This window comes from Secundilactobacillus folii (assembly GCF_009720675.1).
Lineage (GTDB): Bacteria > Bacillota > Bacilli > Lactobacillales > Lactobacillaceae > Secundilactobacillus > Secundilactobacillus folii.
This window is the reverse complement of the sequence record NZ_WNJO01000003.1, coordinates 14,147-26,828: the sequence shown is the minus strand read 5'-3', so window position 1 is coordinate 26,828 and position 12,682 is coordinate 14,147. Positions and strand designations below refer to the sequence as shown.

At 45.6% G+C, this 12,682-nt stretch carries 10 protein-coding genes; 7 read left to right on the top strand and 3 right to left on the bottom strand.

Annotated features, from left to right (window positions below; translation table 11 throughout):
* Positions 1 to 22: 22 nt before the first annotated feature.
* A complete protein-coding gene (locus GM612_RS03185; RefSeq protein WP_155430952.1) occupies positions 23 to 808 on the top strand; it encodes a (S)-acetoin forming diacetyl reductase in 786 nt (261 codons plus the stop codon).
* Positions 809 to 1,039: 231 nt separating this feature from the next.
* Here the strand turns inward: GM612_RS03185 and GM612_RS03180 are convergent, their stop codons facing one another.
* Entirely contained in the window at positions 1,040 to 2,134 is a 1,095-nt protein-coding gene (locus tag GM612_RS03180; protein ID WP_155430951.1) for a PTS sugar transporter subunit IIC, read from the bottom strand.
* A 452-nt stretch (positions 2,135 to 2,586) separates the two neighbouring features.
* On the opposite strand from GM612_RS03180, the gene GM612_RS03175 reads away from it, so the two are divergent.
* The 5 genes from GM612_RS03175 to GM612_RS03155 all read left to right on the top strand — a co-directional run bounded on the left by GM612_RS03175 (position 2,587) and on the right by GM612_RS03155 (position 9,114).
* Positions 2,587 to 3,375 (top strand): hypothetical protein, encoded by a 789-nt coding sequence (locus tag GM612_RS03175; RefSeq protein WP_155430950.1) that lies wholly within the window; start codon positions 2,587 to 2,589, stop codon positions 3,373 to 3,375.
* A 63-nt stretch (positions 3,376 to 3,438) separates the two neighbouring features.
* A complete protein-coding gene (locus GM612_RS03170) occupies positions 3,439 to 3,912 on the top strand; it encodes a nucleoside 2-deoxyribosyltransferase (RefSeq protein ID WP_155430949.1) in 474 nt (157 codons plus the stop codon).
* Positions 3,913 to 4,144: 232 nt separating this feature from the next.
* Positions 4,145 to 5,977 (top strand): glycoside hydrolase family protein, encoded by a 1,833-nt coding sequence (locus GM612_RS03165; protein WP_155430948.1) that lies wholly within the window; start codon positions 4,145 to 4,147, stop codon positions 5,975 to 5,977.
* A gap of 364 nt (positions 5,978 to 6,341) precedes the next feature.
* Positions 6,342 to 7,355, top strand: coding sequence for an acyltransferase family protein (locus GM612_RS03160; RefSeq protein WP_155430947.1), 1,014 nt, complete (start codon positions 6,342 to 6,344; stop codon positions 7,353 to 7,355).
* A 562-nt stretch (positions 7,356 to 7,917) separates the two neighbouring features.
* Entirely contained in the window at positions 7,918 to 9,114 is a 1,197-nt protein-coding gene (locus tag GM612_RS03155) for an acetate/propionate family kinase (protein WP_155430946.1), read from the top strand.
* Between the two features lie 159 nt (positions 9,115 to 9,273).
* On the opposite strand, the gene GM612_RS03150 is transcribed toward GM612_RS03155, so the two are convergent.
* Both GM612_RS03150 and GM612_RS03145 read right to left on the bottom strand, forming a co-directional pair.
* Positions 9,274 to 9,882: an alpha/beta hydrolase gene (locus tag GM612_RS03150; protein ID WP_155430945.1), complete on the bottom strand. Its 609-nt coding sequence runs from the start codon at positions 9,880 to 9,882 to the stop codon at positions 9,274 to 9,276.
* Positions 9,875 to 10,849 carry a ring-cleaving dioxygenase gene (locus GM612_RS03145; RefSeq protein ID WP_155430944.1) on the bottom strand — a complete coding sequence of 325 codons (975 nt, stop codon included), beginning with the start codon at positions 10,847 to 10,849 and terminating at the stop codon, positions 9,875 to 9,877. The genes GM612_RS03150 and GM612_RS03145 overlap by 8 nt, the downstream gene beginning before the upstream one ends.
* A gap of 314 nt (positions 10,850 to 11,163) precedes the next feature.
* Here GM612_RS03145 and GM612_RS03140 point away from each other — a divergent pair, with 314 nt between their 5' ends.
* A complete protein-coding gene (locus GM612_RS03140; RefSeq protein ID WP_155430943.1) occupies positions 11,164 to 12,069 on the top strand; it encodes a GH25 family lysozyme in 906 nt (301 codons plus the stop codon).
* Positions 12,070 to 12,682: the final 613 nt, after the last annotated feature.

The window sequence follows — 12,682 nt, the reverse complement described above, 5'->3', positions numbered from 1 at the left end:
AATAATTGGAGGCGCATATTTTATGGCAGAAGAAAATGGTAAGGTTGCATTCGTTACAGGTGGCGGACAAGGTATCGGCAAGGCAATTTCAGAACGCTTGGCTGACGATGGCTTTATGGTTGCCGTAGCAGACCTCAACATTGATACAGCCGATGAAGTCGCTAAGGGCATCAATGATGCTGGCGGAAAAGCCATTGGCATCCAAGTTGATGTTTCTGACCGTGACAGTTTCTTTAAGGCGGTTGGTGAAGCAGCAGAAACGTTAGGTGGCTTTGACGTATTAGTGAACAACGCTGGACTCGGCCCGACTACGCCGATCGATACGATTACGCCGGAACAATTTGATAAAGTTTATCACGTTAACGTTGCGGGTGATATTTGGGGCATTCAAGCAGCCCATGAGCAGTTCAAAAAGAACGGTCCAAAGGGTGGCAAGATCATCAATGCGACCTCACAGGCCGGTGTTGTTGGTAATGCCAACTTAGCCTTATACAGCGGGACTAAATTCGCCGTTCGTGGGATCACTCAAGTAGCAGCCCGTGATTTAGCTGAAGAAAATATTACTGTTAATGCCTATGCACCAGGGATCGTCAAGACCCCAATGATGTTTGATATTGCCCATCAGGTTGGTCAGAATGCGGGTAAGGATGACGACTGGGGCATGCAGACGTTTGCCAAAGACATTGCGTTGAAGCGCCTATCTGAACCAGAAGACGTGGCTGCAGCAGTTTCCTTCTTGGCGGGTCCTGATTCGGATTATATTACCGGTCAAACCATTGAAGTTGATGGTGGGATGCAGTTCCATTAAAAACAGCCCAGCACTCAAACGGATATTCTAATAAAATCAAATCACATTAAGCACTAACCCCAACACAAATTAACACCAAAAACCACCAGCACGATCTGTACTGGTGGTATTTGGTATCTATTCTCAGCAACCAAAAAAGGAGAGCCACTCCCCAACCGAGTTGGTGGCTCTCCCAAAGGATCAAACAGAATAAATTTGTACTTTAACGAAACTTCGTTGTCGGTTACGTTATTAAACGATTTCCAAATGCAGTTGTTCGCTCTTAACCCAGTGGAAGGCAAGCAAAACGCGGTGGAGAACCAGTGAAATAACGGCTGGTGCCAAGATGCCCATTACCAGATAGGCGACGAATAGGTGCATGTTACTTGAAGCCAAGTTAATTGGTGCAATCAGCGAATTCAAACCAAGGCCGCCCAGGGTATATGGCACCTTGAAGTTGAAAAATAGGGTTGCAATCGGTGCACAAACTACGGCAGAAACCATGGATGGAATTGCTAATCTCGGGTTCTTCAACAGGTTCGGGAATTGAACCTTCGGCGTAATGATCCCTTGAGCGATATTAGCGCCGAGTTCATTTTGTCGCCATGAGATAGCTGTGAAGCCAACGAATTGTGCAGTAGTGCCAATCAAAGCGGCGCCAGAAGCCAAGGGCGATAGCATGACCGCCACGGCTAACGCGGCTGATGAAGCAGGCGTCATCAAGAACAGTGCCCAGGCGAAGGAAACGGCCATCGAACCAATCAGTGGGTTGACCTGCATCGACTGTGCAATGAAGGCACTTAGCCAGTTCAATGCTGGTGTGGTGACGCTAGCAAGCCCGAGTCCAGCAATCGAACCCACCAGAGTCGCAGCTAACGGCACCAGCATCATGTCGAGGGGCGTTTTGCCGGTTAAATACTTACCAACTAATGCGGCTACTAGTCCGGCAGCAACGGCACTAATTGGTTGACCAGTTGTGAAGATACCTGATTGAGCAGCTTCAACCATTTGATTACCGGTGGCCGTTGCAGCGTGCATCGTTGCACTTGTGAAGTAAACCGCGTTAGCGCCAACTGTTGAAGCAATCATGGCACTGAATAATACCAACGTATTCGTCTTTAACTGCGAAGCAACTGCGGCACCAAATGCTGGTGCTAGTAACCATTGTGCAATGGAGCCGACCTGATATAAGGCTGTCCAATGAACGAAGTTAGCAAGTGATTGGGTTAATAGCCCGATCCCAAGCATGACCAAAACGGCGTTAGAAACACCGGCTGAAACTTTGTAAACATAGTCCATGACTGACATTTTTGTTGAAGTGTCAGTCTTTGCTGCTGCATTTCCCATATGTATAACCTCGCTTTGTGTGAATTATGTGATTAAAATTAGAAAATAATTAGAAAATGAGTATGTTTTCATTTAACCATTCCATTTCGGGGTTGTCAATAGATTTTCACAAATGAAATGCCTTAAGTATTGATGTAAGGGTTTTCTTGTGAAATCCAGTTTGTTGGGAAGCCACCGCTATAACGCGGGGTAAGTAATTCTAATGGAATTCTAATGCACGGCTGATAAATTTCCGCTAAGATGAAGTTGCTAAAGACTTGTTGGCATACGACTTTGCCGGTCGTGTGCGAAATAGAAGGCGTTGACCGTGAGAACATGATCAACGCCTTCTTGCTATTTAATCAGCTAGTTTTCATCGAGCTTGTGAAGCGAGGCGTTATCATTGCATTTACCACACAGATTCCCTATATTGGTGAAAAATATGTGGGCAGCCACAAAATGAGGTGAACATCATGCTAGCAGAAGACTATCAAAAACGGCCTTTACCCGACGAATTGGCGGGTATTAAAATCAATTCCCAATTGGCTGACCGACTGAATCACAGTTACGCTTGGGTGGAGGTTAAGAACGAACGCCCGTTTACCAGTTTGATATCCCCAGTTGGTACTGACGAAGCGGCTCTTTACCGCTTCATTGATAACGCCACGATTAATCACCATGACTTGAATCGGTTCTTGAATCACCCGGTTACTGCAGATGACGTGCAAGCTGTTTTTCAGACTCCAGAACCTCAACCCGTGGCTGAACAGTATCTGGGCAGCTTTTTGTTGCAGCAGAGTCAGCAAAATGATTTATTCTTACCCCTCATGAACGTGTTGTCCCTGGCCAATTATGACGTGATTGGCGTGTTTGCAGCCATGCTGTCGCCGAATTCAGATTCGATTGTTGAGACATTGATCGAAATGAGCGCTCGCTTACTGAGCCGGTTGGCACCAAAAATGATCACGTTGGACCATCTGCCGGAAGAGACCGACTACATCTTACCAGCCCATTTGCTGATCGCAATTGAGGACAGTGATGGCGAACCTGCGGATATTCCTGTAGCGCTGCTGGATTGGCTACCAAATCATTTGTCAGCCATCAAGGACCTCGCTGATAATGATCAGATTGGGCTGTTGAACTATCTCAACAGTCAAGATGATGACGACAGTCAGGTTGTTCGGGAATGGCTGATGCGTAACGAAGAAAACCAAAACGACTTTTCCAACTGGATCTTTCAGCACCGTCACCAGGTAAAATAAGTCGCTTAAAGCACCGAATTGTATGGTATGCTAGTTGGTAATCAAATAAAGGAGTTTCCTGCCATGAACAATATTTATTTAGCGGCCCCATTTTTTAGTGACGGTCAAAATAAACGGGTCAATGAAGTTGCCGACCTGTTGCGAGCCAACGAAACGGTTGCCGATAACGGCATTTTTATTCCATCTGAACATCAGCATGAGGACCTTGAATTCGGTAGCTTCAAGTGGCAAGTGGCAACGTTTAACAGTGATATTCGCCAGGTTAGAAAGGCGGATGCGGTGGTTGCCATTTTAGATTTTCAATATGAAGAGACTAAGGAAAATGAACCCGATTCGGGCACGATTTTTGAAATTGGTGCTGCATGGCAAGCGGGGATTCCAGTGGTGATCGTTCAGTTTGATGAGAGTAAGAAGCTGAACTTAATGCTGGCGCAATCCTACACCGCTTTCTTCAATGGTGAGGACGCGATTCAAGCGTTGAAGTCGTATGATTTTGATTCGCTGCCTCAGCACTATACGGATAAAGAAGTTTTTTAGCTGATTGGTGGGGTTTTTGAAACTTTTTTGAAATACAGGTAGGGTTGTCTGCAAAGTCTCAGAACCGCTGTGCAATAGCATTTATAAGGTGAAATTAGAACCTGCTAGCCACTAAAAATCAAATAATATAACAATTTCACAACAGTTTTAGTGATTTGAAACCGATTTACAAGACATTTGGTACAATAGTACCAGATGTCATTTTGTTTATTTGGAGAGGATGGAATGTTATATGGGTAAACCAAGCAAATTGATGCTTGGCTTGCTGGTTTTGGGGACTGTCGTTGGTGTGGGATTGACGCAGTTTGGAACCGGCACAAGTCAAGTTAATCAGACTGTTGTGGCCCACGCCGCAACGACTGTAAACGCAAAGAATCAAGGAATGGTCGGCGATGGCAAGACTGATAATGCACCGTTGCTTCAACGAATCATTAATGCTTATAGCGCTGACGACAACGTGACGATTCACGTACCGAAGGGAAATTATTTATTTACGAACGCGGAATTAAAAGCCATCGTTTTGCATTCCAACATCACGTTTAACTTTGACAAGGACGCTGTATTTCAAATTCAAAATGGCGACCGGATCCCGTTTGTCTATCCGAGTCCCGAAGCCGGTTATGACGGCGGAATTAGTAACGTCACATGGAATAATGCAACGTTTCGCGGCGACTATAATAAAGCCGATGGTCAAAGTGTCTTCGTTCAGTCGATCAACCACGCAAGCAACGTGAACTTTAATGACTGTACGTTTGATAACGCTGAATCGCCGACGGGTCACTATATCGATATCGATGGTAGCCACGATGTTAACGTGAAGGGATCAACGTTTACCGGCTTTAATGCCAGTTCCAATTTTGATTATAAAGAAGCTATCCAAGTCGATTATTCAAACACTAAGGCAATGTCGTACCACGAGTCTGGCGATAAATATGATAACCTGCCTTCGTACGATGTGACTGTTGATCACAATAACTTTATCCCACTATCGAACACATCGGGTTCTGTGAAATCATTTGCGCCGAATCCAATTGGTGAGCACGTGGTTTATGGTAAGGGTGCCGGTGGGATTATTCATGACATCCATTTCACCAATAACTACGTTCAGGATGCTAAACCACTGTTAAGTGATGATGGTGCCAACATTCATTTCGTCTGTGTCTCCAATCTGTACATCAGTAATAACACGTTTGAAAACAAGAACGCGTTAGGCTCAGGGAATTACATTCGAATTTTCAACACCTCACCAATTGTTAAAATGTCCAACATTCAAATTACCAATAACAACTTCGTTAATTTGGATCCTAATAACCGCTATATCTACTTTGATAACTCAAAGGGCGGCGGCATTACTGGTGTTGTGGTTACTGGTAACAAGATCACGAGCGCCAAGAGCAACATTCCGTTCGTGTTGAGCAATGGGATGAGTTCTAGTGATATGCAGATCAGTAAGAACACTAATAACAAGCAGGCTAAAATTAAGGCCACAGACATTAACAATACGGCGAAGCTAAAGAAGTTGACTGGTAAATACAAGGGTAATAAAGCCACTAACAAGAAGGAATCATACGTCAGCGGATATGCTTCGCAGTACGCGAAATTAGCGGCAAACGTGGCTAAAAAGTACGGCCTGTACAGTCATATTAAGGGGCATGCGGGCTGGTACATTTACAACAAGAAAGACGGCTTTGCCAACATGAAGAAGTCCAGAATGGTTTATGTAGATATGCGTGCAACGGCGGATAGTGGCAAGTGGTATCGAATTCGGTTCAGTTCTAGTGCGAATGCGCGGAAGTATTGGATTAGAGCCAGTGCTTTAAAATTTGATAAGATTACGTATGAATCGTATGAAAGAACGCTAACGCCGCTGAAGAAGTATACAATGTATACCAAGGTGTTTGATGATCCGCAGCTGGCAAAATTGGCTGGAACAACGGCTGATTTGGGCTCAAAGCCGGTGCAGATAACGCAAAGGGCACGGCGGGTATCAGTGCTGAATGGTAAGACGTCAACGTATTATTTGTTAAATGGTAAGTACTGGACAAGGGCGGTGGCGTTTTATTAAACAAGGTGCGGACCAAGACGGTTAAGGACTGGAGTGTACGGTAATTTCGGCAAAATTTGCGGCGGGTTATGCCGTGAATTAGGCCGGAGTTGCCTTACATGCAAGTCCTTGTCTTGGGTAGCCCAGTTAAACAAGGTGCGGACCAAAGCGGTTATAGACCGGCGTAGAAGTCGGCTCTGGCGGAAATCCCGGGCTTGGATTTGAGCCAGAGTTGGCTTCTACATAGGTCTATGCTTTGGGTAGCCCAGTTCGGCTATAAAGACTAAAAGCGCTAACTCCATGGAAAAGCGCTAAAGATCAAAAAAGGTGCAAACATGATCCACGCTCCCCAAAAAATTCCACCGAAAGGAAACCAGAAATCGCAATGACACGAAGTGAAGTACAAAGTAATCCTAAATGGGTGCAATTGGTGCGGGCACTAGCCATTTTGGCTATTGTGTTCGATCACGCTATTTACCCCAGTACTAATGCGCATCAGCTTGCGTCAACGCTTTACACGGTGACTAACTGGTGGGATATTCCACTGCTGTTTATACTCGGTGGTTTTGCGATTGAACCGGTGGAACGCAGTTGGCAAGCAACGAAACAATTTATCGGGAAGCGGTTAGTTCCGATTCTGGGCACTTATTTTGGTGCAGGGGTCTTGTTGATTATTATTGGACACTTTGTTTACCAAGATAGTTGGCGCTATACGGGTACGTTTTTGCTCAGATTGATCTATGGTGGCCAAACTTTAGATGGCCCACTCAGTCTGTTTTGGCTGTTCACGGTTTACTTGTTGACCATGGTTGTTGTTGCTGGGTTACTCAGCTGGATAAATTCACCAGCAATCCAATTCTTGATCGCTATTTCGATGTTTGCACTTGGCATTAGCTACAACAACATTGGTTTTTTAAACTTTCAACATACACCGTGGGGGGTCGACCTTGTATTAATGACGACTCTTTGGATGTTGAGTGGTTACTATGCTAAGAAATACTGGTTGCGACTGACATACGGACGTTTTTATGCCACCGCTGGTATTTTGATCTACTTTATTTTGGTTTATTGTCGTTACCAATGGAACCTGAACTTCGAGCTGGTTCTTAAAAACCATCTGATCAAAACGCCATTTATGGCAGCTTGGGTGCCGTTATTTGTTGCAGTAGCTTTGTTGATTATCTGTCAGCAGCTGGCAAACACGAAGTGGCTGAACTGGCTGCTGCCGGTCAATCGCTTCACCGTGCCAATCATCTGTATGGCTCAAATCACGATTGATATTTTCAGTCGTGTAAGTTTCTTGAACCATACACTTATCCTTTGGTTGCTGGGCGTGGTGGTTCCAATTGTAATTGCGGCGTGCTATCGTGGCATTGTTAACGTTGTTCGACGTAGCTAAGTGGACTAACATTTGAATGAGACAATAAATAAACGGCGGCTGGTTTCGAATTAAGAAATCAGTTGCCGTTTTGGGTATCAATTAGCGAGCAGCAAATTAAAAAAGCCACCTGCAAGATGCAGGTGGCATTGAATAATGGCTCTATGTGCATTCACCAAAGTGAATAGGTAAAAAGTGGTGATATGTACGTTTGATTTGTCATATTTATAATACCATGTGCTCTCAAATCATTTCAACTCAAACATAGCCCACTTAGCGTTTGTAACGAAATTGAAATAATCACTCTGAAGCACTTTTACTGGTCATAATCGGCATGACTGACTATTAAGCTCACAATTGTTCTGTAAGGCTAACTGCATTTCCCCGCCTAAACAGGATTTATTACTTCATTTGAGTGTAAATGACTGCTTTTTACTCAGGATTCTTTTAATTACCCACAGTGACCGCATCATACCTACCCAATAGTTTTGCGCAATCATTGAAGAGTGCTTGAAGTTTGTGTGAAATTGCTTCCAAGGCCTAGTCGAATCCTGTAAAATAGGGGTAAACGGAGGTGCGTCCCATGACTAAAATTCTGTTGATCAACGCTGGCAGTTCCTCGCTGAAATGGCAGCTAGTTGAGATGCCAGCGGAACGTGTGATTGCTGGTGGCCAAGTGGAGCGTTTGAACTTACCCGGTACCATCGTGAAAGTTGAGGTTGGTGACAAGAAGACTAAGGAAACCGTTGAGACGTTGGATGAAGTGACAGCTGTTAACCGCGTCTTGAAAAGGATGGTGACAGTTGGTGCCGTGAAATCGCTGGACGAAATTGAAGCTGTGGGCCACCGAGTCGTCGCGGGTGGAACGGTATTTAAACAACCTATCAAGCTCACTCCAAGTGGAATTTCCCAACTTAAAGAACTTAGTGAACTTGCGCCGCTGCATAATCCGTTAGAGGTCAAATGCATTGAACTGCTGGCTCAGAGATTAGCTGGGGTACCGCAGTACGCGGTGTTTGACAGCTCTTATTTTCATGCACTTCCTGAAAAGACGGCAATCTACGGGATCCCGTACGAGTGGACGACCAATTATCAGATTCGACGCTATGGTGAACATGGAATTTCTCACGCTTACCTTGCGCAACAAGCTGCGCATCAATTAGGACGTCCGTTAGGTGAACTGAATCTGATTACGTTACACCTCGGCAGCGGGGCTTCGATTACTGCTGTTAAGGACGGCAAGCCGTTTGATACTTCAATGGGGCTCACACCGGTGACCGGCCTCATCATGGGTACCCGAAGTGGCGACGTGGATCCCAGTTTAGTTCCTTATTTGATGAAACGGCTGGAGCTCGAAACACCGGACGTGGTCTTACACGAGTTAAATGCTTCTTCAGGTTTGCTGGGCGTTTCTGGCGTCTCCTCCGATATGCGCGACCTTCACGAAGCGGCGAAGGAGAACCCAAGGGCACAGCTGGCACTGGACATGTTTGTGAACCAAGTTGTTAAGCTGGTTGGTGCTTATTACACCGAAATTGGGGGAGCAGATGCGTTGGTATTTGCCGGCGGAATTGGTGAGAAGGACCCGGAAATCCGGCAGGCAGTTATCGCACGGCTGGGCGTGTTAGGCATTCAGATCGATCCACAGCTTAACAAAGCTGGTCAACCCGGGGCACTGCAGACAAAGGATAGTGCGTGCCAGGTGCTACTGATCCCGACTAACGAAGAGTTAGCAATGGCACGAGATGTCCAGCATTTGATGGCAGTTGCTCAAAACTAGTAGAAGCTAAACTTAATATAAAGGTTGTGTCAAAATTCAGATCGCAGCCAAATAAACAAATAGAGTCGTGGATTCCAAACCAGAAATCCACGACGCTATTTGCTTTAATTCTGAGGCCAAAACGAATCTTAGCACGCTTTTTAGGTTGGCCAACATTAGTTAGAGCTTTTTCACCCAAGTTTGAGCGGCTAACAGTTCCGTTTGTGTCAGCCGATGAGACTGTTGGTTTTTAAAAATCTCAACCTGAGCATTGGCTGTTTGCAGATGCTGAGTTAACGAATCAAAGTTAGACTCAGACACGATCGTATCAAGCGTGCCATAGGTTGCGAATGCTTGAACCCCAGTCAGATCGACCGGTTTGGTTGGTGGTGTGATCATCATTGGGTGAAGCAGTACTGCTGTTTTAAAGGGTGCTTGTTTGTGCAACCAAGCATAGGCTGCCACGTTAGCGCCATTTGAGAAGCCAACGACGATCAACTGATTCACATCTAGACCATGGGTATTGGCTTCAGTCTGAATAGCTTTCAGCAGCCAATCGGTTTCCTGGCTCAGATTATCAAGGTCAAAAGTCCCATCACTGTGACGGATGAAGTAGCGATTACTACCATTTTCACTGATCCGGCCACGAATCCCTAACTTGGGATTCTCCGGAAACAAAAACTGCGCAATTGGCAACAAGTCGCTTTCATCGCCACCCGTGCCGTGGAGCATCAAAACGGGTGGCAAATTTATCTTGCCAGGGTAATATGCTGAATGGATCTCAGTCATCGGCAATCTCCTCTCCAGAGTTAAACGCCACTAGGTTAGCTTCAATAGCTGCTCGCTGATCTTCTAAAAATGGCGGTAGTTCAAGGTGCACCCCAGCTTCTTCATAGGTTTCATCCTGTAGGAAGCCTGGCCCATCAGTCGCAATTTCAAATAGGACGCCGGGGGCTGCCCGGAAATACTCGGATTGGAAGTAAAACCGTTCCACAAAACCGGAATCGTGCAGACCAGCTTTTTGAATCCGTTCGATCCAGTAATTTAGAGTGTCGGTGTCAGGTGTTCGAAAGGCCATGTGATGAACCGTACCATAGCCTTGGATCCCATCGGGTAAAATCAAGCTTCGTTCCACGATCACTTGTGCACCGTGACCGCCATCATGCAGTTCATACAGCGTTTGTGAATTTTCGTGGCTCTTTTCCGTAAAGCCCATCACATCGGTTAGCAGGCCGCCTAACCTATCAGCCTGGGCAACGGTGATGATCGTCGGGCCAAGACCAGAGATCGCCATTTCGCTTGGTACAGGGCTGTGACGATAGGGTGTTCCACCAGGCAAGCCCTGATTATGTTCATCAGAGACCAGTTGATAACGCTGGTGGTCAAAGTCATAAAACGGCAGAACCTTAGCGCCAAAGTGCGTCTGAATATCGTCAGATTGTACACCAGCTTGGTCGAAGCGGTGGGACCAATAGCCTAAAGCTGCGTCACTTGGGACCCGAAAACCTATCCGTGAGATACTGTTTTTACCAAATGTGCCATTACCAATGCCAGGAAAATCAAAGAAGGTCAGATCCGTTCCAGCCGTTCCCATATCGTCCGTAAAGTATAGGTGGTAAGTCGAGACGTCATCTTGATTGACCGTCTTTTTGATCAAATGCAGGCCGAGGATCTCGGTCATAAAGTGAAACATTTTTGGTGAACTTGATGTAATGGCGGTAATGTGGTGTAAACCAATTAAGTCAGTTTTTTCCATGATGTTGTCCTCCACTGATGTTACTTGAATTTTGTCAGTATTATGACAGATATTTTTATTGTGCACAACGAATATGACCTGGTCATTGTTACATCGGGCGTTTAGGAAAAAATGGCTGATTAATTAAATAATGACAAATAGGCTATTAAAGTTGATGGACAGCCAGACAATCAGGCCCATGCCACGAGGTTATCTCCAGTTAATGTCTATGCTTGTAACTTAACGGTAAATAAACCGTAACTCCCATGTTGTCCCGCTGTTTCATTCATGCGTTAAACTAATTGCATTAAACAATTTAGATTAAGGGGAATTACATGAAAAGAAATAAGTTGTTTCGGATGATTTTTGCGGGTTCATTGGCCTTAGTTAGCGCGCTGACAGTGGGCACAACTGCATTTGCAGCTAAAACTAAGATTGCTGATGTTTCTCAGTATCAGGGCAACATTAACTGGTCTAAGGCATCCAAAAGCCTAAAGTTTGCCATTATTCGTGTTAAGCACGGTAACCCAGGAGACTCAGATTATCGGATCGACACGAAGCGCGATACCAATGCCAATGGTGCGCATAAATATGGTGTGCCGTTTGGTCAGTACGACTACGCCGAATTTGACAGTAAGACTGACGCGGTTAATGACGCGCGCCAATTTTATGCCCTTTCCAACAAGAATGCGCGCTTTTACGCTTTGGATAATGAAAAGCGTAAGTCCGGCGTGAAGGGGAAGGAACAGACCTATGTGAACACGTGGTTGAGCACGATGCGAACGCTGACAAATAAGCCGGTGATCTACTATTCATACCAGAACTTCGTGAACGTGAATAAGACCAGTTCATCTAAGTTTGATGGTTCATGGATCGCCAACTATTCAAAGAAGCCGAGCGTACCCACTGATCTCTGGCAATATACAAGTACTGGTTCACTATCAGGTATCAGTGGCCACGTGGACCTGAGCAGGCTCGTCGATAGTTCGACCGTTTCGAAGTGGTACAAGACTACTAAGGCAACCTACTTTACTAGCGTCAAAAATGGGCAAAAACTGCGAGCAACTCGGAATATCAACCGGTACTCGACTGCAAACCTGAAGGGTAAAAAGGGTAGCTTAAAATACAATGCAACTGTCACGGCAAAAGCAATCGTTAAGTCCAGTGGTGGCACTGCACGGATTCAGTTGAGTGATGGTTCTTATATCACAGCAAACAAGGCTTATGTTCAGGTTAAATAATTAGCCTTTGAATTTGAATGTGGAAGTGGCTGCTTTGGTGGCCGCTTTTTTGTTTGGGGTTGGATAGGCAACTTAGCTGAAACGTGTTCGGAAAGGCAAAGACCTGCATGTAACGAATTCTGGTCATAAACCCAGGAAAACCACCTGGCTTTCTGCCCAGACTCCGTTACACTGGTTGATTTTGCGCTTTCCTGTTCTATAGCCGAAACGTGTTCGGAAAGGCAAAGACCTGCATGTAACGAATTCTGGTCATAAACCCAGGGAGACCACCTGGCTTTCTGCCCAGACTCCGTTACACTCCGGTCCTTAACCGCCTTTCCTCGCACTCTGGCGTCGAAACGTGTTCGGAAAGGCAAAGACCTGCATGTAACGAATTCTGGTCATAAACCCAGGGGAACCACCTGGCTTTCTGCCCAGACTCCGTTACACTGGTTGATTTTGCGCTTTCCTGTTCTATAGCCGAAACGCGTTCGGAAAGGCAAAGACCTGCATGTAACGAATTCTGGTCATAAACCCAGGAAAACCACCTGGCTTTCTGCCCAGACTCCGTTACACTCCGGTCTTTAACCGCCTTTCCTCGCACTCTGGCGTCGAAACGTGCTACACAAGGCAA

Bases quoted from the DNA above. Each gene is read 5' to 3' on its own strand.
- GM612_RS03140 (WP_155430943.1), top strand. From the start codon at position 11,164: ATGAAAAGAAATAAGTTGTTTCGGATGATTTTTGCGGGTTCATTGGCC.
- GM612_RS03170 (WP_155430949.1), top strand. From the start codon at position 3,439: ATGAACAATATTTATTTAGCGGCCCCATTTTTTAGTGACGGTCAAAAT.
- GM612_RS03150 (WP_155430945.1), bottom strand. From the start codon at position 9,882: ATGACTGAGATCCATTCAGCATATTACCCTGGCAAGATAAATTTGCCA.
- GM612_RS03160 (WP_155430947.1), top strand. From the start codon at position 6,342: ATGACACGAAGTGAAGTACAAAGTAATCCTAAATGGGTGCAATTGGTG.
- GM612_RS03180 (WP_155430951.1), bottom strand. From the start codon at position 2,134: ATGGGAAATGCAGCAGCAAAGACTGACACTTCAACAAAAATGTCAGTC.
- GM612_RS03165 (WP_155430948.1), top strand. From the start codon at position 4,145: ATGGGTAAACCAAGCAAATTGATGCTTGGCTTGCTGGTTTTGGGGACT.
- GM612_RS03145 (WP_155430944.1), bottom strand. From the start codon at position 10,849: ATGGAAAAAACTGACTTAATTGGTTTACACCACATTACCGCCATTACA.
- GM612_RS03185 (WP_155430952.1), top strand. From the start codon at position 23: ATGGCAGAAGAAAATGGTAAGGTTGCATTCGTTACAGGTGGCGGACAA.
- GM612_RS03155 (WP_155430946.1), top strand. From the start codon at position 7,918: ATGACTAAAATTCTGTTGATCAACGCTGGCAGTTCCTCGCTGAAATGG.
- GM612_RS03175 (WP_155430950.1), top strand. From the start codon at position 2,587: ATGCTAGCAGAAGACTATCAAAAACGGCCTTTACCCGACGAATTGGCG.